21 protein-coding genes and 1 pseudogene are annotated in these 21579 nt (G+C 30.9%); 2 read left to right on the forward strand and 20 right to left on the reverse strand.

Features of this window, described 5'->3' with window-relative positions; all coding sequences use genetic code 11:
• Positions 1-118: 118 nt before the first annotated feature.
• The 5 genes from dnaK to lepA all read right to left on the reverse strand — a co-directional run bounded on the left by dnaK (position 119) and on the right by lepA (position 7325).
• Positions 119-1951 (reverse strand): molecular chaperone DnaK, encoded by a 1833-nt coding sequence (dnaK, locus tag IDG45_RS07775; RefSeq protein WP_000034714.1) that lies wholly within the window; start codon positions 1949-1951, stop codon positions 119-121.
• A gap of 69 nt (positions 1952-2020) precedes the next feature.
• Positions 2021-2647 (reverse strand): nucleotide exchange factor GrpE, encoded by a 627-nt coding sequence (gene grpE / locus IDG45_RS07780; protein WP_000182221.1) that lies wholly within the window; start codon positions 2645-2647, stop codon positions 2021-2023.
• Positions 2648-2678: 31 nt separating this feature from the next.
• Positions 2679-3656 (reverse strand): heat-inducible transcriptional repressor HrcA, encoded by a 978-nt coding sequence (hrcA, locus tag IDG45_RS07785; RefSeq protein WP_000627147.1) that lies wholly within the window; start codon positions 3654-3656, stop codon positions 2679-2681.
• 100 nt (positions 3657-3756) lie between these two features.
• On the reverse strand, positions 3757-4881 hold the full coding sequence (gene hemW, locus IDG45_RS07790; protein ID WP_000218087.1) for a radical SAM family heme chaperone HemW: 1125 nt from the start codon (positions 4879-4881) through the stop codon (positions 3757-3759).
• 620 nt (positions 4882-5501) lie between these two features.
• Positions 5502-7325 (reverse strand): translation elongation factor 4, encoded by a 1824-nt coding sequence (lepA, locus tag IDG45_RS07795; RefSeq protein ID WP_000368338.1) that lies wholly within the window; start codon positions 7323-7325, stop codon positions 5502-5504.
• A 345-nt stretch (positions 7326-7670) separates the two neighbouring features.
• Here lepA and rpsT point away from each other — a divergent pair, with 345 nt between their 5' ends.
• Entirely contained in the window at positions 7671-7922 is a 252-nt protein-coding gene (rpsT, locus tag IDG45_RS07800) for a 30S ribosomal protein S20 (RefSeq protein WP_206171588.1), read from the forward strand.
• Positions 7923-7966: 44 nt separating this feature from the next.
• On the opposite strand, the gene holA is transcribed toward rpsT, so the two are convergent.
• The 13 genes from holA to IDG45_RS07865 form a co-directional block, all read right to left on the reverse strand.
• Positions 7967-8941, reverse strand: a complete 975-nt coding sequence (holA, locus tag IDG45_RS07805; protein WP_168784188.1) for a DNA polymerase III subunit delta — start codon at positions 8939-8941, stop codon at positions 7967-7969.
• A 56-nt stretch (positions 8942-8997) separates the two neighbouring features.
• Complete coding sequence (locus tag IDG45_RS07810; protein WP_042908045.1) at positions 8998-11199, reverse strand: DNA internalization-related competence protein ComEC/Rec2; 2202 nt, start codon at positions 11197-11199, stop codon at positions 8998-9000.
• Positions 11200-11203: 4 nt separating this feature from the next.
• Positions 11204-11665, reverse strand: a complete 462-nt coding sequence (locus IDG45_RS07815; protein ID WP_000439693.1) for a ComE operon protein 2 — start codon at positions 11663-11665, stop codon at positions 11204-11206.
• 91 nt (positions 11666-11756) lie between these two features.
• Positions 11757-12443 carry a ComEA family DNA-binding protein gene (locus IDG45_RS07820; RefSeq protein ID WP_072357801.1) on the reverse strand — a complete coding sequence of 229 codons (687 nt, stop codon included), beginning with the start codon at positions 12441-12443 and terminating at the stop codon, positions 11757-11759.
• 39 nt (positions 12444-12482) lie between these two features.
• Positions 12483-13199 (reverse strand): class I SAM-dependent DNA methyltransferase, encoded by a 717-nt coding sequence (locus IDG45_RS07825; RefSeq protein ID WP_000084828.1) that lies wholly within the window; start codon positions 13197-13199, stop codon positions 12483-12485.
• 2 nt (positions 13200-13201) lie between these two features.
• Positions 13202-13555: a ribosome silencing factor gene (gene rsfS / locus IDG45_RS07830; RefSeq protein WP_001088020.1), complete on the reverse strand. Its 354-nt coding sequence runs from the start codon at positions 13553-13555 to the stop codon at positions 13202-13204.
• Positions 13556-14140 carry a bis(5'-nucleosyl)-tetraphosphatase (symmetrical) YqeK gene (gene yqeK, locus IDG45_RS07835; RefSeq protein ID WP_001019325.1) on the reverse strand — a complete coding sequence of 195 codons (585 nt, stop codon included), beginning with the start codon at positions 14138-14140 and terminating at the stop codon, positions 13556-13558.
• Positions 14130-14699, reverse strand: a complete 570-nt coding sequence (nadD, locus tag IDG45_RS07840) for a nicotinate (nicotinamide) nucleotide adenylyltransferase (protein ID WP_000725160.1) — start codon at positions 14697-14699, stop codon at positions 14130-14132. The genes yqeK and nadD overlap by 11 nt, the downstream gene beginning before the upstream one ends.
• 2 nt (positions 14700-14701) lie before the next feature.
• Positions 14702-14992 carry a ribosome assembly RNA-binding protein YhbY gene (gene yhbY, locus IDG45_RS07845; protein WP_000955235.1) on the reverse strand — a complete coding sequence of 97 codons (291 nt, stop codon included), beginning with the start codon at positions 14990-14992 and terminating at the stop codon, positions 14702-14704.
• Positions 14993-14995: 3 nt separating this feature from the next.
• On the reverse strand, positions 14996-15802 hold the full coding sequence (aroE, locus tag IDG45_RS07850; RefSeq protein ID WP_000666752.1) for a shikimate dehydrogenase: 807 nt from the start codon (positions 15800-15802) through the stop codon (positions 14996-14998).
• A 13-nt stretch (positions 15803-15815) separates the two neighbouring features.
• Positions 15816-16916 carry a ribosome biogenesis GTPase YqeH gene (gene yqeH / locus IDG45_RS07855; RefSeq protein ID WP_054193760.1) on the reverse strand — a complete coding sequence of 367 codons (1101 nt, stop codon included), beginning with the start codon at positions 16914-16916 and terminating at the stop codon, positions 15816-15818.
• Positions 16917-17444, reverse strand: a complete 528-nt coding sequence (locus IDG45_RS07860) for a YqeG family HAD IIIA-type phosphatase (RefSeq protein ID WP_000524902.1) — start codon at positions 17442-17444, stop codon at positions 16917-16919.
• 19 nt (positions 17445-17463) lie between these two features.
• Entirely contained in the window at positions 17464-18153 is a 690-nt protein-coding gene (locus IDG45_RS07865) for a 5'-methylthioadenosine/adenosylhomocysteine nucleosidase (protein WP_000579261.1), read from the reverse strand.
• 311 nt (positions 18154-18464) lie between these two features.
• Between IDG45_RS07865 and IDG45_RS07870 the strand changes: the two genes are divergently transcribed.
• Positions 18465-18734, forward strand: a complete 270-nt coding sequence (locus IDG45_RS07870; protein WP_000829750.1) for a hypothetical protein — start codon at positions 18465-18467, stop codon at positions 18732-18734.
• 201 nt (positions 18735-18935) lie between these two features.
• Here the strand turns inward: IDG45_RS07870 and IDG45_RS07875 are convergent, their stop codons facing one another.
• Complete coding sequence (locus IDG45_RS07875; protein ID WP_001807316.1) at positions 18936-19688, reverse strand: exotoxin; 753 nt, start codon at positions 19686-19688, stop codon at positions 18936-18938.
• A 592-nt stretch (positions 19689-20280) separates the two neighbouring features.
• Positions 20281-21491, reverse strand: a pseudogene (locus tag IDG45_RS07880) (Fic family protein).
• Positions 21492-21579 lie beyond the last annotated feature (88 nt).

Here is a 21579-nt window from a genome sequence, read left to right on the forward strand (position 1 = left end):
TTAATTAACTCATATAGTTTAACGTAATATGTCATACTATCCAAATAAAAAGCCAAAGCCAATGTTCTATTGACTTTGACTTTTCAGATCATGACAACATTCTAATTGTATTGTTTAATTATTTTTTGTCGTCGTCTTTTACTTCTTTAAATTCAGCATCTTCTACAGTACTATCGTTGTTTTGACCAGCATTAGCACCTTGTGCTTGTTGTTGCTGTTGAGCCGCTTGCTCATATACTTTTGCTGATAATTCTTGAATCACTTTTTCAAGTTCTTCTTTTTTAGATTTAATATCTTCTATATCTTGACCTTCTAAAGCAGTTTTAAGAGCGTCTTTTTTATCTTCAGCAGATTTTTTATCTTCTTCACCGATATTTTCGCCTAAATCAGTTAAAGTTTTTTCAACTTGGAATACTAGGCTGTCAGCTTCGTTTCTTAAGTCTACTTCTTCACGACGTTTTTTATCTGCTTCAGCGTTAACTTCAGCATCTTTTACCATACGGTCGATTTCTTCGTCTGATAATGAAGAACTTGATTGAATTGTAATTCTTTGTTCTTTATTTGTACCTAAGTCTTTTGCAGTTACATTTACAATACCGTTTTTATCGATATCAAACGTTACTTCAATTTGAGGTTTACCACGTTCAGCTGGTGGAATATCAGTCAATTGGAATCTACCAAGTGTTTTATTATCCGCAGCCATTGGACGTTCACCTTGTAATACGTGTACATCTACTGATGGTTGATTATCAACTGCAGTTGAATAGATTTGAGATTTAGATGTAGGAATCGTAGTGTTACGTTCAATTAACGTATTCATACGTCCACCTAAAATTTCAATACCTAAAGATAGTGGTGTTACGTCTAATAATACTACGTCTTTAACGTCACCTGTGATAACGCCACCTTGGATTGCAGCTCCCATTGCCACTACTTCGTCTGGGTTTACACCTTTGTTAGGTTCTTTACCGATTTCTTTTTTGACAGCTTCTTGTACCGCTGGAATACGAGTTGATCCACCAACTAAGATAACTTCATCGATATCTGAGTTTGTTAAGCCAGCGTCTTTCATTGCTTGGCGTGTAGGTTCCATTGTTCTTCTAATTAATGAATCTGATAATTCCTCAAATTTAGAACGAGTTAAGTTTACTTCTAAGTGTAATGGACCGTTTTCACCAGCTGAGATAAATGGTAATGAGATTTGAGTTTGTGATACACCTGATAAGTCTTTTTTAGCTTTTTCAGCAGCATCTTTCAAACGTTGTAATGCCATTTTATCTTGAGATAAGTCTACGCCATTTTCTTTTTTGAATTCTGCAACTAGGTAGTCAATAATTACTTGGTCAAAATCATCACCGCCAAGTTTGTTGTCACCGGCTGTTGATAGTACTTCGAATACACCGTCACCTAATTCTAGGATAGATACGTCAAATGTACCGCCACCTAAGTCAAAAACAAGAACTTTTTCATCTTTATCAGTTTTGTCTAAACCATATGCTAATGCTGCAGCTGTTGGTTCATTAATGATACGCTCAACTTCTAAACCAGCAATTTTACCAGCATCTTTAGTTGCTTGACGTTCAGCGTCGTTAAAGTATGCAGGTACTGTAATTACAGCTTTGTCAACTTTCTCACCTAAATAGCTTTCAGCTGTATTTTTTAAGTTTTGTAAAATCATAGCTGAGATTTCTTGTGGTGTGTATGATTTACCTTCAATATCTACTTTATAATCAGTACCCATATGACGTTTAATAGATTGAACAGTATTTGGGTTTGTAATAGCTTGACGTTTAGCTACTTCACCAACTTGAGTTTCTCCATTTTTGAAAGCTACAACAGATGGTGTTGTACGTGAACCTTCAGGATTTTGAATTACTTTTGGCTCATCGCCTTCTAATACTGTTACACATGAATTTGTTGTACCTAAGTCTATACCAATAATTTTACTCATAATAAAATTCCTCCATTTAATCATTAAATTAATTTGATTTTTAAACAATGTCGTTTCGCCAAATTTAAGTTATTGGTTTACTTTGACCATTGATGGTCTTAATACTCTATCTTTCAGCTTGTATCCTTTTTGTAGTTCTTGAGTGATTTCGCCAGATTCAAAATCAGGGTTATCATCTTGAACTACAGCTTGGTGAATATTTGGATCAAATGCTTCACCTTCAGTTTTAATAACTTCAAGACCATTATCTTTTAGTGCGTTAATCAAACTTTCATGCACCATTTGTACACCTTTTTGAAGAGATTTAAAAGTCTCATCATCACCTTCAATTTGAAGTGCACGTTCTATATTGTCTATTGCTGGTAAAATATCTGTTAACACACGTTGTGCTTGATATGTTTTATTTATTTCATTTTCTTTTTGAATTCTACGCTTATAATTTTCAAACTCAGCGTAGAGCCTTAAATATTTCTCTTCGTTTTCATCTGCTAATTGTTGAAGTTCATTAATTTTTTGATCTTTTGGATCTATTTCTTCAATAACATTCTCGTCAGACGTTTCTTCTATTGCTTCATCTTGTAAATGACCTTTACTTTCTTCAGTTTGTTCAACTGAATCATCAATATTTTGTTTGACGTTTGTTTCTTCAACTGTTGATTCAGTGTTTTTTTCAACTGATTCGTCTTTATTTGTCATTTTCTGTCCTCCAATACTTTCTAATCCATCATTACCAAATTCTATTTAATAATTGAATGACATTTTGATAATGCATAGCTGTAGGTCCAATCACAGCGATTTGACCTTTTAACGTTTCATCAAAATGATATTGACTTGTTACAATTGAAATATCACTTAAGCTGTCATCAATTTCATTACCAATTTTTACATTAATATTTGGTGAAGATATATCTTGTAATAATTCTGCAATTCTATTTGATTCTATATATTGTAGAATAGGCTGAATTGAAGATACATTACTTTCATTCAATGCATCAATAAGTTTAACCTTTCCACCCATATAAATGCTATTACTTTGATTAGAAATATGATTATTCATCGTATTTAACAATTTATTGATAAATATTTCTTCCTGCTCTGATTGAACAAAAGAGACAATATCATCTTGTAAATTCTGATTAAACTCAGTTAGTTTGTTAGTAACAAAATTTGATATTGTATTTAGTTTGTCATTACTAAACGGTATGTCTGAAGCAAGATGTACATGCTCAACATGACCTGATGAAAATACGATAACCATTATAACTAAATTAGGATTAGCACGAATCAAGTGTACATTATTGATAATATCTTGTTTATGATTAGGATGAACAACTAAAGTTGTATATTGAGATATATTTGATAATTCATCTGCAAAATATGTCAATGCTGATGATACATCATATTGATTCTCAACTAACAATTGATTTAATCGTCTTAATTTATTTGTTTTTTGATGAGATGTTTGTTCAAGTAAACGATTGACATAATACCTAAAACCTAATTGTGATGGCGAACGCCCTGAAGAACTATGTGTCTTTTCGATATAGTTTAAATCTTCAAGCTGTTTCATCTCATTTCTAATTGTAGCAGGACTAACATTCAAGTTATGTCGCTCAATTAGTGTTTTAGAACCAACGGGTTGTCCAAAATCAACATAATCCTCAACAATTGCGTTTAATATACTCAATTGCCTATCTGTAATCATGTTTTCACCTCATTAGCACTCACTTATCTCAAGTGCTAATTATAATTTATCAAATTGGTCAAAGTAAGTCAATGTTAAAGACTCGAAATTTCAATTTTTTTTAATCATTTATTAGGAAAGCTTCAAAAACCTCATTACCAATGACTTTCCCTCGATTTGTAAGTGCAATCGCATCGTTCTTTTCTACAATTAATTTCTTCTCTTTTAAATTATTTATTGTTTGACCAAAGACACTTTCAATAGATTGGTCAAACTTTTTTTTGAACCTTCTACTGCTCACACCTTCATTTAAACGCAACCCAAGAAACATTTCTTCTTCCATTCTCTCAGTCAAAGAAGGTTTATTTGATACTAAAATTGCTTTACTTTCTTTATTTATAGCTTTGATATAATGACTCACTGGATTGATATTCGTATAACGAACACCATCTACATAACCACTTGCACCTGCTCCAAATCCATAATATTCCTCATTAAACCAGTAAACCTTGTTATGTTCTGATTCATGGCCATCTAATGCAAAATTAGATATTTCGTATTGATGGAAAGGAGATTGTTCTATCTTAGACAACAGCAACTGATACATGTCAGCACCTAAATCCTCATTAGGAAGTTTGAGCAAACCTTTTCTATACATATTATAAAATTGGGTTTTAGGTTCAAGTATTAAGCCGTAACTCGAAATATGTTGAATATCCATATCTAAAGCTAGATCTAAACTTTGTTCAAAATCTTCAATCGTCTGCTTCGGTAAATGATACATTAAATCTAAACTGATTGATTTAATACCTGCGTTTTTAGCATTTAACACCGAAGTGTAAATATCTTCAGTATTGTGCGTTCTACCTAAAACAGACAATAACTCCGGCTTGAATGTTTGAACGCCCATTGAAATTCTGTTTACTCCATATTTCTCTAATAGTTGGACTTTCTCTTTAGTTAACTCATCAGGATTTGCTTCAAATGTATACTCGCCTGTGATTGTAAACGTATCACGTATTGCTTTAAGTAATCTTTCCAACTGATCAATAGAAAGGGCCGTTGGAGTGCCGCCACCTACATACATGGTCCTTAAGTTCCTATATTTTGCTGTAGACATTTCTGTGATTAGTGCATCTAAGTACTCATCTACAGGTTGATGCTGTATAAAATATTTATTGAAATCACAATATGTACATATTCTTACACAAAATGGAATATGTATATATGCACTTTGTACCGTCATTTTAATGCCCCGCTTCTCAGACTTTTTATCCAATCGGCTATATCCTGTTGGACTATCTGCAATTATTCTTACTTTTAACTTTAACGTTTAATCAATGATTGTCTAATATATCGATTCATTTTAATATTTATAAATGTTAAGAGAGAGTGAGATAGAAATAATAAAGAACCACTAATGATTTATTATGTAGTGGCTCTTACACATTAGCCAGAGGTAATATGTACTTAAAAATAGAATTACATGAGTTAAACTCATGCATAAGGGAGTGGGACAGAAATGATATTTTCGCAAAATTTATTTCGTCGTCCCACCCCAACTCGCACATTATTGTAAGCTGACTTTTCGTCAGCTTCTTTGTTGGGGCCCCGCCAACTTGCATTGTCCGTAGAAATTGGGAATCCAATTTCTCTGTGTTGGGGCCCACACCCCAACTCGCATTGCCTGTAGAATTTCTTTTCGAAATTCTCTGTGTTGGGGCCCCATTGTTATAAGCTCATTCTAACTCGGTCGATGACTGCCAATATAACATTGTAAAGCCCAGGACGTTAATTTATCCTAGGCTCCCGCTTTTTAGTTATTAAACTTTATTCATTGTAAATTGCTAATTGATTTTTTAAAAATTATTCGTCATCCATTTTCAATACAGCCAAGAAAGCATCCTGTGGAATTTCAACATTACCAACTGCTTTCATCTTAGCTTTACCTGCTTTTTGTTTTTCAAGTAATTTACGTTTACGGCTTATGTCACCGCCATAACATTTAGCTAAAACATTTTTACCCATTGATTTAATATTTGTACGTGCTACAATTTTTTGTCCTATTGCAGCCTGTACAGGTACTTCAAATTGCTGTCTTGGAATTAACGTTTTAAGTTTTTCAACTAATGCTTTACCACGTTCATATGCAAAATCTCTATGAACTATGAAGCTTAGAGCATCCACTTTATCACCATTTAATAAAATATCCATCTTCACTAAATTACTTTCTTTATTTTCGATGAACTCATAATCAAATGATGCATATCCTTTGGTATTAGATTTAAGTTGATCGAAGAAATCAAATACAACTTCAGCTAAAGGTAATTCATAAACAATATTTACACGAATATCATCTAAATAGTCCATATTTATAAATTGTCCACGTTTACGTTGACATAATTCCATTACTGCACCTACATAGTCATTTGGAACCATCATAGTTGCACGAACATATGGCTCAAATATTTTATCAATTTTATCACGATCTGGCATTTGTGCTGGGTTATCAACCGTCACTTCTGAACCGTCCCTTAAAATACATTGATAAATTACAGATGGTGCGGTTGCAATTAATTCAATGCCAAATTCTCTTTCAATTCTTTCTTGAATTATTTCCATGTGTAACATACCTAAGAAACCAGTTCTATAACCAAAACCTAATGCTTGTGATGATTCAGGCTCGAATTCTAATGATGCATCATTCAATTGTAATTTTTCTAATGCTTCTCTTAAATCATTATAATTTTTGTTATCTATCGGGAACAGTCCACAATATACCATTGGATTCATTTTCTTATAACCTTGCAATGGTTCTGATGCAGGTCTACTAGCTAATGTGATTGTGTCACCAACCCTAGAATCATCAACATTTTTAATACTTGCAATAATATAACCAACATCACCAACTGTTAATTCATCAACTGGAAGCTGCTTAGGTGTATTAATTCCAACTTCTGTTACTTCGAACTCTTTACCAGTGGCCATCATTCGAATTTTATCTCCGGCTTTAACAACACCGTCTACAATTCTTATCGATGAAATTACCCCTCTATATGGATCATACTCAGAATCAAATATTAATGCTTTTAATGGTGCTTCTGGGTCACCATCTGGAGCTGGCACAACTTCAACTATTTTCTCTAGTATCTCTTCAATTCCAATGTTAGATTTAGCACTTGCTAAAACAACATCGTCTTGGTCTAAACCTATCATATCTTCAATTTCTTGTTTCACGCGTTCAGGTTCAGCAGCAGGTAAATCAATTTTGTTAATAACAGGCAATAACTCTAACTCATTATCTAATGCTAAATAAACATTTGCTAATGTTTGTGCTTCGATACCTTGAGCCGCATCTACTACTAAAATCGCGCCCTCACAAGCTGCCAAAGAACGTGACACTTCATATGTAAAATCGACGTGTCCAGGCGTATCGATTAAATGGAATGTATAAGTATTTCCATCTTTAGCTTCGTACTTTAAACGTACTGCGTTTAATTTGATTGTAATACCACGTTCTCTTTCTAAATCCATTGAATCTAGTAACTGATCTTGCATATCTCTTGTTTCAACTGATTTGGTATTTTCTAAAATTCTATCAGCCAATGTAGATTTTCCGTGGTCAATATGTGCTATAATCGAGAAATTCCTTATATTCTCTCTTCTTTTTAAGCGTTGCTCATTATCCATTTTATCCTTCTCACTTTCATAAAATAAACCCGTATTATCTTTCGCATCTTTGATATAATAACGTTTTTAATAGGTAAATGCAAACGCCATAATCTTGGATGAACTTTGAAATTATAACAATCTTTATTTAAATACATACTTGCGATATGTTAATATGTTAATTACGTACTTATAATTATAAAACGTATTGATTGTGTTTCCAACACAATTTATTAAATCTGCAAAATTTTAAACTAACCCCATCAAATAAATGATTGCACAACGGTTAGACTTTTGTTAAAATATTTCTTGTTGTAATCAAATAAAATTTTGATAAGATGAACTCACTTTTAGGAGGTGACAGAAATGGCAAATATCAAATCTGCAATTAAACGTGTAAAAACAACTGAAAAAGCTGAAGCACGCAACATTTCACAAAAGAGTGCAATGCGTACAGCAGTTAAAAACGCTAAAACAGCTGTTTCAAATAACGCTGATAATAAAAATGAATTAGTAAGCTTAGCAGTTAAGTTAGTAGACAAAGCTGCTAAAAGTAATTTAATACATTCAAACAAAGCTGACCGTATTAAATCACAATTAATGACTGCAAATAAATAATCTTTTTAAATAAAAGTTCAAGCGCATGCTTGAACTTTTATTTTTTATAAAGATAGAATGAATAATTCCAGTATTAACTGTTTATCCATATATGATGATTTAAGTTTATAATCAGTTTCCGCACAAGCATCTATAATATTCAATAATTCATCAAGTTGATAATGTCTTACTTGTCCTAACGCTAATTTTACTCTGTATGGATGTACGCCTATTGTTTTAGCAATTTGCTGTCCACTATATCCTTTTTGACTCAAAATCTTACATTGATAAAATAATCGGTAATTACTTGTAATTAGTGCAAGTAATTTAATAGGTTCTTCTTTCATAGTTATTAAATCTTTTACTAAATGAATTGCTTGTTCTTTCTTTCTTTTTTGAATGTATTCAGTCAGTAAAAATACATTTTGCTCTAAACTTCTATTAATAATTTGGTTAACATCCTGCTTATTGATTGTTGGTCTATCGCCTAAAAATAAAATCAACTTTTCTATCTCTTGTGAGACAATATTAAAGTTAATACCTGTCAACTCAATAAATAAATCTAATGCATCTCTTTTGATATCTTTGAAATTCTCATTTAATTTACTTTGAATCCATTTTTTTATTTCTTCTTCAGACATTTGCTCTATTTTTTTAAGCCTTGCATGCTTTTTTAGAGTTTTAGTTAACTTTTTTCTTTCATCAAGTTTATTTTGATATATCTCAAAGACAATCAAATTTTCGCCATCATATTTTTCAATAAATTCTATTAATTGATCTACATTGTGAGCCATATCTTTTGGCGATTTTTCACCTGTAAATATATATGCATTTTTAACCAAAATTGCTTTTTTATCTGAAAAGAAAGGAAATGTTAATGTTTCTTCAACAATTGGTGCAATCTCTGTTTCGTATAAATTATATTTCACAAAGTTAAAGTCATCTCTATCAATTTTCAAAAATTGTGATATGATTTCTGCACTTTGTTTTTCAACCAATTCAGGCACATCTCCATAAATAGCTACAATATTGTCGCTCATTCAGTACACCCTTTCATTCGTTTAACACATCAATAGATTATATCATGTTTCTGTATCTATAAACCACTTGCATTTCCATAAGAGTTTGAATCAACTTTTAAATTATCATCTAAGTCAATTGTAACTTGACCGTTTTGTTGACTATTGTAAATGCGACTGCGAATCCCTTGCAATCGTTTAACAACTTCTATGTTAGGAAGATGATACATATTGTTCTTCCCAGAAGAAATCAAACTTATTTTAGGCTTAATCATCTCTATAAATTCTTTAGAACTACTTGTCTTGCTCCCATGATGTCCTACTTTTAAAATATCAATCTCCGGCAAGTTATATTTTTTTAGTAGTAAAGATTCATTATTTTTACTAGCATCGCCCATTAATAAAACTTTTTTATTTTGATATGCAATCATAGTAATAATCGAATATTCATTTTTATCTCGGCTATTTGGAATAAAACTATCAAAAAATAGAAAACTACTATCTCCAAGTTTAAAACTACTAACTTGTCTTACATCCATAAGTTTAATGTTATACTTATGGCTTAATTTCGATAATAACATCAATGTATTACTACTATATCCCTTATTGTATATCACTATATGTTTAATTTTAATATGACTAATAATATATTCCACTTCACCAATATGGTCATTGTGTGGATGTGTTAAAATTAGATACTCTAATTCATTTATCCCTCTTTCATTTAGCGTTGGTAAAATATGATATTTAGAAATTGAATAACTAGGTTGTTTAGTATCATCAATCACTTTCCCACCTGTATCAATCAAGACATTTTGGTTCTTACCACCTTCATATAAAATACTGTCTCCCTGCCCCACATTTAACATTGTAATTTTGTGATGTGAATTTGTTGGAAACGTTATTAATAATGTCAGAATAATTATAGTCCAAAACGTAACCAATATATATTTACGTTTAGCCAATAACCAAAATATGTAATAAACAGAAATTATAAATATTATAAATATCCAATCATTAAACTTGGGAACAGAAAAATGTGATTGCTTGATTCTTGTGAATAGGTCTAGTAACCAGTCATGAAAATTAAAACTTAGGTCAACCAAGTAATTTAGCGGCGTTAATCCCACAATAAAATGACTTGTAATAAAGAATAAAATAGATAGCGGAAACAATATAAACGAATAGTACGGTACAAAAATCAAATTAGATAAAAATCCCACCCATTGAATTTGATGAAAGTTTGGAATGGCAACGATAAATGAAGCTAATTGTGCAATAAACGTAATTATGAATAATGATTGTAACTTTGACAATTGCTGTAAAAAAGGAAAAAGTAGCATAATAAAAAATGAAATGATGAATGAAAATTGAAATCCAATATCATAAACAACTAGTGGATTTAAAATAAACATAATTATAAATGCAAATGCTAATAGATGAATACCCTTTATTTTAATTTGCTTAGTAATAAGCAGTACAAGAGTTGTCATTATTATAGCTCTTACAGCACTAGGTGCATAATTTGTATATTGAGCAAATAAAGCTAATACAATGATTGTAATTCCTTTAATGACAAATAAAGGTAAATTTAATCGTTTTAAAGGTTGGTAAATTAAGAATACAATTGCAGCTATATGCGAGCCACTAACTGCCAGCAAATGATATATACCTATCTCTTTAACACGTTCCTTAAATTGCTCATTAATTTCTTTTACGTCACCAGTAATCAATGCCATAATACGATCCGGAAACTTAATACCCGAATCATAAATTCGATTCATTATAAACTGTTTATGTTTCTCAATTAAATTAGACCGGTTCGATTCTAGGCAGCTTTGTACAACTATACTTTGTAATTTAAGAGTTACAAACTTATTGTCATTAACTTTGAATTGTCCTTTAACAATACAATTACGACTTTCAATTTTCTTTAAATCAAAATTCTTTTTATTTGTTAAAAAGAAAGGATATATTTCATTTTTTAAACTCAACCTACCTTTATATGTGTCACTACCTTGACGTTGAATTTGGATTACTTGAGCACGCTCATTAAACTGAGAATTACGTTCAATATAATTGATATAATTAAATGTTGCTTGTTGTGAATAATGTAAATACCATGAGGAGAAAATGATTAAAAAGAGAGAAATAGGGGCATAAACGATTTTATTTTTACGATAAGCAATATACAAAAGTAAAATGAAAAGAAATGTAGAGAGCACTTTGCTAGAATTCCAAAGCACTCCTACAATCATTGATAATGCGACATACAGCAAAACATTAACCTTTAGTCAGATATTTAGCAACATATTCAGGTGAAAATGGAATTTTTTTAAATTCAATACCAGATTGTTTGAGTAATTTAGTTGCATATTCATGGTTATGATAATCTTCTGCATAGTAGATACGCTTTATACCTGCTTGAATAATTGACTTTGTACAATTTAGGCATGGAAAATGAGTAACATAGATTGTTGCACCTTCAGTAGATACACCTTGTTTTGCACATTGTAATAAAGCATTCATTTCTGCATGTATCGTTCTGATACAATGTCCATCTTCAATTAAACACCCTTCATCTATACAATGCACCTCGCCAGCTACAGAGCCATTATAACCACCAGCAATAATACGATTATCCTTAACAATCGTTGCACCTACAGATAATCTTTGACAAGTTGAACGTAATGCCAGCAAATGACTTTGTGCCATAAAATATTCTTCCCATTTGATTCTTTCCAAGATGTTCACCTTCCATACTTAAAATTTAGTAACATTTTCTAATAATATAAGATTAATCACAAAAAATAAAATTTGCAATTAAAATAATCCATTATGTCGTGAAATAAGATTTCAGTTTATCAAAAGTTTTACTTCCAAAACCTTTTACTTTTTTCAAATCGTCAATTTCTTGAAATGCACCTTGTTGGTTGCGATATTCAACAATTGCATTAGCTTTAGCTTGCCCAACTCCAGGAACAGACATCAATTCTGATACAGATGCCGTATTTAAATTTACTTTAGTATTATTTATGTTTCCATTTTTTACGTGCACACTGTTTACTCCAATTTGTGGTTCAACATTCTTTTGTCCTTTATGAGGAATGAAAATCATTTTTTGATCTGATAATTTTTCAGACAAATTAATTTGACTTACATCTGCATCATCCAATAATTGTGCTTTATCAAGTAAATCAACTACTCTATCCTTAGATGTCATTTTATAAACATTAGGATGTTTAACAGCACCTTTTACATCGACATATACAGGACCTTTATTTTTGGAATTATCTCCATCTTTGACCTGGACATCTTCTAATTTGGACAAACTACTATTTTCACTAGTGCTTTGTTTCAGAGCAGTATCTTTATTTTCAAAATTTCTTGAAGTATAATCATCTTGTCTCCAGAATATAAAACCAATTAATACCATAATTAAAACAACAGCACTTATAATATATAACTTCCATTGAGTTAAAAAATCTTTATAGCGTAATAAAAATTGATACAATAAAACCACTCCTCAACTTTATACACGTCTGAGCGAGTGGTTTTACTTTTATTTTTTCGCAATGAAAAACAATCTTTCTGCATCATCATTATGTTCATCTATATTAAAATCAGTAAATGTTTCAACATGTTTAAAACCAACTTGAGCTAACCAAGACAAATATGTCTTTTCATCAAATGTTCTCTGAAAATGAGACTCATCAAATCTTGAATATGTTTCATCTTCATGTCGAATGAAAAATGTCATATCATGATAAACACTTAAAGGTAAATCTCCTTGCACAGCATCCCATGCTAAAAAAATGTCCCCTTTATCATCAATATAACTTTGATTATTAAACAAAGTCATCATTTTATAAACAGTATGTACATCAAAAATAAATACACCTGAATCAGTCAGATGATGATAAACATTGATGAATGTTTCAATAACTGCAGTTTCATCTTGCAAATAATTTAGAGAGTCACAAAAAATAGTGATGATATCAAATTGTTGTTGCAAATCAAAAGATGTCATATCTCCTTCAAGCCAATTTACATTTGCTGATTTTTGAGCTGCAACAGTCAACATATCAACACTTAAATCCATACCAGTAACATTACCTAAAGCTTCTAGTTGAACTGTTAAACTACCAGTACCGCAACCAATATCTAAAATATTTGATTCATCTTTGCAGTGATTTTTTACAATTTCAAACCATTTTTCATATGGTTGATCTTGAGTCAATTGATCGTACACTAGGCTCATTTCTGCATATTGCGACATAATTAATACGCAACCTGACCATATGATTCTAATGGTGCATCTTGATATAACTTTTCAATATTATAATAATTTCTTTCGTCTTTATGGAAAACATGTACCACAACATCAGCTAAGTCAATTAATATCCAACGCGCTTCATTGTATCCTTCCATACGTTTTACTTCTATATTTTGTTCATTGGCTACTTCTTTCACCGCTCTAGCAATCGCTTGAACTTGTCGTTCATTATTTCCGTGCGTTACAACAAAATAATCTGTCATATCGCTGATACCTTTCATTTCTAAAGAAATCGTATCTTCGCCTTTTTTATTGTCAATTGCATCCACAGCAATTGCTAATAATTCTTGTGAATTCATTTAATCATCCTTTATTCTTTCGTCACTATAGTTATAATAATTTAAACAGTCAATCGTCTTATTATATACCGTAATATCTTTCTGTATTAAAAATAGTACTGTGCGTTTAGAAATTTCATAAATTGTCTTATCTAAACTACCTTGATTGTATGCCATATCTCGAATATCATCAACTCCTGGGATTGTTCTTCCAGGTTCGATGTAATCTGCAATAAAAATCAGTTTTTCAGTTTTTGTCATTTGTTGACGTCCAGTAGTATGGTATTTGATAGCCATTAATACTTCCTCATCATTGATACCATATTCATGTTCCATGATTGCTGCACACACAGGACCATGCAATATTTCACTACCATAACTCAGTAGATCATTACCTAATTCGTATTGTCGAACAATTTGATACATTTTACCTAAATCATCATATTTACAGAAATCATGTAATACACCTGCTAATTCTACTTTACTAGTGTCTCCATCATAAATTTTTGCTAATTTAATCGCTGTTTCTGCAACTCTTAAAGAATGATTATAACGTTTCTCTGGCAGTTTCTCTTTTGCAAGCCGTTTTGCTTTTTCAATGTTCATATAATCCTTCCCCCTTAATATAGTTTTCAACGGATTTAGGAACAAGAACTTGGATAGATTTCCCTTCACTAACTCTTTGTCGAATCATTGTCGAACTTATATCTACCCTAGGTATCTGAATTGCAATCATAGCATTATCAACATTTTGACTATTTTTGTCTCGATTTACAACTACAAAAGTAAGCATTTCTTTTAAGTATTCAATTTGATACCATTTCTCTAGTTGGTTATACTGATCTGTCCCAATAACAAAGTACAACTCACTGTCTTTGTGTTGCTCCTTGAATGCCTTGATTGTGTCATAGGTATAACTTTGACCACCACGTTTAATTTCATCGTCGCAAATATCTCCAAAACCAAGCTCGTCGATAATCATCTGTATCATTGTTAATCTGTGCTGAACATCTATAAAATCATGGTGCTTTTTCAATGGAGACATAAAACTAGGTAAAAAATAAAATTCATCTGGCTGTAATTCATGAAATACTTCGCTAGCTACTATCATATGTGCAGTATGGATAGGGTTAAACTGACCGCCGTAAAGTACTATCTTTTTCATTATTATGGCAATTCAATTTCTTTATTTTCTTTAGATTCTCTATAAATCACTATCATAGATCCAATCACTTGCACTAATTCACTACGCGTAGCTTCGCTTAATGTTTCAGCTAATTCTTTTTTATCATCAAAGTTATTTTGTAGTACATGTACTTTTATCAATTCTCTGTTTTCTAACGTATCATCTATTTGTTTGATCATGTTTTCGTTGATACCGCCTTTTCCAATTTGAAAAATCGGATCAATATTGTGTGCTAAACTTCTTAAGTATCTTTTTTGTTTGCCAGTAAGCATATGTTATTCTCCTTTTAATTGTTGTAAAACTGCTGTTTTCATAGAATTAATATCAGCATCTTTATTAGTCCAAATTTTAAAGCTTTCCGCACCTTGGTAAACAAACATATCTAAGCCATTATAAATATGGTTTCCCTTGCGCTCTGCTTCCTCTAAAATAGGTGTTTTATACGGTATATAAACAATATCACTCATTAAAGTATTGGGAGAAAGATGCTTTAAATTAATAATACTTTCGTTATTTCCAGCCATACCCGCTGGTGTTGTATTAATAATGATATCGAATTCAGCTAAATACTTTTCAGCATCTTCCAATGAAATTTGGTTTATATTTAAATTCCAAGATTCAAAACGAGCCATCGTTCTATTCGCAACAGTTAATTTGGGCTTTACAAATTTTGCTAATTCATAAGCAATACCTTTACTTGCACCACCTGCGCCCAAAATTAAAATGTATGCATTTTCTAAATCTGGATAAACGCTGTGCAATCCCTTTACATAACCAATACCATCTGTATTATACCCTATCCACTTGCCATCTTTTATCAAAACAGTGTTAACTGCACCTGCATTAATCGCTTGTTCATCAACATGATCTAAATACGGTATGATACGCTCTTTATGAGGAATTGTGATATTAAAGCCATCTAATTCTTTTTTTGAAATAATTTCTTTAATTAAATGAAAATCTTCAATTGGAATATTTAAAGCTTCATAAGTATCATCTAATCCTAAAGAATTAAAATTTGCTCTATGCATAACGGGCGACAAGGAATGTGAAATAGGATTTCCGATAACTGCAAATTTCATTTTTTAAATCACCTTATAAAATAGAATTTCTTAATACAACATCAACATTTTTAGGAACACGAACGATTACTTTAGCTCCTGGTCCTATAGTTATAAAGCCTAGACCAGAAATCATAACATCGCGTTTCTCTTTTCCTGTTTCAAGTCTAACAGCCTTTACCTCATTAAAATCAAAATTTTGTGGATTTCCAGGTGGCGTTAATAAATCGCCAAGTTGATTACGCCATAAATCATTGGCCTTCTCCGTTTTAGTACGATGTATATTCAAGTCATTAGAAAAGAAACAAACTAACGGACGTTTACCACCTGATACATAATCTATGCGCGCTAGACCGCCGAAGAATAATGTTTGCGCCTCATTTAATTGATATACGCGTTGTTTTATTTCTTTCTTAGGCATAATAATTTTCAATTCTTTTTCACTAACTAAATGCGTCATTTGATGATCTTGAATAATACCTGGTGTATCATACATAAATGATGTTTCATCTAAAGGAATATCTATCATATCTAAAGTTGTTCCAGGGAATCTTGAAGTTGTTACTACATCTTTTTCACCAACACTAGCTTCAATCAGTTTATTAATCAATGTAGATTTCCCAACATTCGTTGTCCCTACAATATACACATCTTCATTTTCTCGAATATTCGCAATTGATGATAATAAGTCGTCTATGCCCCAGCCTTTTTCAGCTGAAATTAATACGACATCGTCATCTTCCAAACCATATTTTCTTGCTGTTCGTTTTAACCATTCTTTAACTCGACGTTTATTAATTTGTTTCGGCAATAAATCCAATTTATTTGCTGCTAAAATGATTTTTTTGTTTCCGACAATACGTTTAACTGCATTAATAAATGATCCTTCAAAGTCAAATACATCCACAACATTGACGACAATGCCCTTTTTATCCGCAAGTCCTGATAATAATTTTAAAAAGTCTTCACTTTCTAATCCTACATCTTGAACTTCGTTATAATTTTTCAAGCGGAAACAACGTCTGCAAATCACGTCATCACGAAACATATTATGCTCTGGTACAAAACCAGGTTTATTTTTATCTTCAGATTGAAGTGGCGCACCACAACCGATACATTTTAAAATGTCAGACAATCAATTTTCCTCCCATGTGATATAACCTTTTTTACTGAAATGACGTAATAATCGTCTTTCAATTAATCTATTAAACTTAGTAATAAAGCCATCAGTTCGTTTAACTGGAACGACCATAATTGTATATAAACCTCGACGATTACCACCAAATACATCAGTAAGCATTTGGTCACCTATTACAACAGTTTGATCTGGTCTGATATTCATCTTAGTTATTGCTTTATCAAACGCTTTCCCCATTGGCTTTCTCGCTTTAAAAATAAAATCGATGTCTAAATGCTGACTAAAACTAGCAACACGAGACTCATTATTATTAGACACGATTGTAATAGTGATTCCTTTTTCATTAGCTTCCTTAAACCATGCTTTAACACGTTCTGTAGGTTCTTTAACATCCCAACCTACTAGCGTATTATCTAAATCTGTAATAATACCTTTAACGCCTTTGTCCACTAACTTGTCTAAATCAATTTGAAATATTGATTGAACATATGAATTCGGCATAAAAAACTTGCGAACTAAACCCATTTAACTCACCTTTACCTTTTTATAATTGATACACTAATGCTTCAACAGTTTGACTTGAAGATACAGCTGCTTTTTCTAAAAATGCTTCGAAGCACATTTCCGCTTCTCCATTTGCTAAGTCTGAAACTGCACGAACTACAACAAATGGTACATTAAATTGATAACATGTTTGTGCAATTGCAGTTGCTTCCATTTCAACCGCCATCGCATTTGGAAATGCTTTTTTAATTTTTTGGCGTTGTTCAACACTACCGATAAAGCTATCACCACTTACAATTAAGCCTACTTTAGCTGTTAATTGTTGTTGTTGTTGTACAACTTGAGATACTTTTTCTATTAAAGGTTTACTTGATTGAAATGCTACCGGCATCTGTGGTATTTGTCCATATTCATAACCAAATGCTGTTGCATCCGCATCATGATATTTTACATCATCACTTATAAGAACGTCACCTACATTTAAACTTTCATCTAAAGCTCCAGCAGAACCTGTATTAATAATGATGTCCGGTTTAAACTTATTAATTAATAATGTCGTAGAAATTGCAGCATTAACTTTTCCAATGCCGCTTTGGGTAATCACTACTTCTCTATCTTTTAAAATGCCAGTATAAAATTTAACATGTGCAACTGAAATTTCGCTTAATTGTGTTAATTTATTTTTTAATATTTTTACTTCTTCTTCCATGGCACCAATTATACCAATCATCCTTTGATTCACCTCTTTTAAAAAATCCTAGCATTTGTTATTTTATCACATTTTAATCACTACAACGACAAGTATCATGATTTTCATTACTGTATAAAACTTTTGCTTTATTTTTATAAAAACATTCACAATAACTTGGTATCATAAATAATTATTTTTGAACTCATAACAGTGAAATCGATGCTTCTAATTTGTCTATTTTTCAAAACTAATCATATCAATTACATCAGCCAATCGTGTCAAGAAACTTTATTAAATAACAGGAAAATGATATGTTTAAAATAATAATGATGAAATAAGAGGATTTTACAATGGCTGAAAATAATCAAAATAGTCTCGTAACAAAGATAGCTACATACGGCAGTTTTATTGCAATTGCGTCGTTTGTCATTTTATTTATAAGTATATTTTTAAAGTTTTCATTTAATATCGAGTTTACAGCAACAATTATGAACATATGTCGCTACACTCTAATTCTAGGATTTATACTTATGTCCTTACCTGATGTTGTTGATAAAAACATCAAGAAAATTATATTCGATGCATTTATTATCATCGTCTTTATCTTCTTTTTACTATAGTAGTTTTATTTTGTAATTATACAGTTAATCATATTTGTTTCGTATCGAATTCCTGTGTGCATTAAAGATTATTCTAATAGAAAACAGCAGTAAGACTTTTCTGAGTGGTAGCATCCTTACTGTTGTTTTTATTTGTAACAATATAATGACAGGTACTTTATATTTCACTGTCAAAGATCATTAATGATTAACTCACTTAAATTATGATTTGAATAAATAGATATCTAAATGCAATTTGTCACTATTGATAGTTTTATTATCAGCATACATTTTTAATACCTCATGACCATACTCACCATTTAAATTATAAAAATCATATTCTACATTTTTTTCATCATCATTATGATATTTAACATACCCTTTAACAATGTCGCCACCTTTTTCGTACAACTTATACTTCTCACTCAAATAATTTCTTAATTGAACATCTAATTCTTGAATGGTAACAATTTTCTTTTTCGTTTTTACTGCAGTTAGTTCTATTTCTGTTTGATGTCCGTCAATCCATAAATTACAAGGTATATTCTTATAATCATCGTACTTATTATTGTCACTTAAAGTAACCCCTCCATAACTACCTTGCGTTTTATTGGTTTCTCCCCCATGACATTCATAGCTATAGCTTCCAGCATATATATCGATATTCTTATTTATAAATTCATTGGAAAGTGCCTCATTTTCGAATTCAACTTTAAAATCCTTTTTCGAAGCATCATTTAAGAACATGTCATGAAATAACAAATCATGAGTCAACAGTCTATCGTTTGTTTTTTTATTTTCAAGCTGAGTTGGATTGATGAATGACATCTTAGCATTACTTAGACGCTTTGAATTAAGTTTACTTTTATGATGTAAGTCTGAATATTCGATTGCACTTGCTGAATTTGTCAAAATTCCTTCTAACAATAATATTAAAATAAATCCTGTTAAATATTTAACTTCAAACTCCCCCAAAATCAATTATTAATTTACATTTGAGAGCGAGACATAAATGATAAAGGAGTGGGACAGAAATGATATTTTCGAAAAATTCATTTCGTCGTCCCACCCCAACTTGCATTGTCTGTAGAAATTGGGAATCCAATTTCTCTTTGTTGGGGCCCCGGACTAGAATTGAAAAAAGCTTGTTACAAGCGTATTTTCGTTCAGTCAACTACTGCCAATATAACTTTGTAGAGCATTGAACATTGATTTATGTCTCAGGCTCTTATCCTACAATTTTGATTTATGCATCACACTCATAATACTTTTCAATTTGAAATACCCTGTTCGCAATTATTAGTTGAGCTATATCAACCAATACAGTGTAAACTTAAAAATTCCAAACCGTTTAACAGTATATCAGAAAAAATGATAATTATTTCAATTATTTTTATTAAATTTCATAATGATTCATATAATATTCGCATTAAAACATCACAATACTGATACACAACAAAAAGAGCAGTACATTTGTCATGCACCACTCTCTTAAAATATATTTTTTCAATGAAGCAATTACGCAATCTTACAAATACTATAAGTATAGCTGAATCACATATTACATTTATTTTATAATCGAATTTAGAAATTCATCACTCATCTCATAAATTGTTGGTCTACTTTTAATTTTAACTAAGTAGTTACCAAATTTTTTAATTGTATTATTAATTTTTACTCTTCCTACTCCCAATATGTTTTCTAAATCAATTAATGTTAATCTATTTCTTTTATTTCCAAACAATTTATCCATTGAAAGGAGATACAAAAATTCATAATCTATCTGTTTATAATGACTAGTTAAATAAAGCGTTAATTTTTCAGTCGCATCCATTTTTGGTATTAACTCATCAAGTATTCTTTCTTGTCCTGCTATCAATAACTCAAGCATTGTGTCAATAAATTCCGTCAAATCACCACAATTCAAATGATTTGAAGCAGTCATAAACGCCTTGTAATATTCGATTTATTTCTATTTATGACATATGAAAATGTCAAAGCAGTATAATTATCATAATAATCACTCAAGAGCTTGGCAATTATAAATCTTCCAACTCTACCATTGCCATCATAAAAAGGATGTATATATTCAAACAGATAATGACTAGCCATGATTTTGAACGGCTGAGGCGCATCAAAATATTTTAAAAATGTTAGCATTTCACCTATATATTCAACAATTTTGGTTTCAGGTTGTAACCCAACATGTATATATTTATTCGTTGACTCATCATGCACACCGACAAAATTTTTACGAAATAGCTCTCCATCTAACTTATCTTGTTCGTTAATTTCATTTGAAACTAATTTATCATAAATCGCTCTAATGTCTCTTACATTATCAACTTTAATTTTATTATTAAGTTCTATCTCTTTATATTGATCCACGAGGCCTCTGAACTTAAGAAATTCTGATGCTTGGTTATTTAACGCATGTGCAATCTCTTGTTTAGTACTAAATACATTTTCAATTTCATTAGTACTTTGTAATTCATCGATTAATAAATCATTAAAATATTGTTCTCTAGCTGCATAAGGTAAAGAATTAAGTGCTCTATCAATTTTTCTACTATTAATTGATATTAATTCTTGTTTTTTTGATAGATTTTTAGTCACCATAAAGAATAGAGGATATTCCACATCATTAACTTTTTTTCCATTTTCCATAGGTATGATATTAATATTAGTATTGAAAGAAGCTAAAGAATTAAATCTTTTAGAATACTCTTCCTTCATTTTGATAAAGTCCGTATAATTGTGTAAAAGTAAAAAGGCCATATAACAGTCCTTTTACGGTACAATGTTTTTAACGACAAAAACATACCCAGGAGGACTTTTACATGACCCAAGTACATTTTACACTGAA

The sequence above is a fragment of the Staphylococcus sp. EG-SA-10 genome (assembly GCF_017151945.1).
Lineage (GTDB): Bacteria > Bacillota > Bacilli > Staphylococcales > Staphylococcaceae > Staphylococcus > Staphylococcus aureus.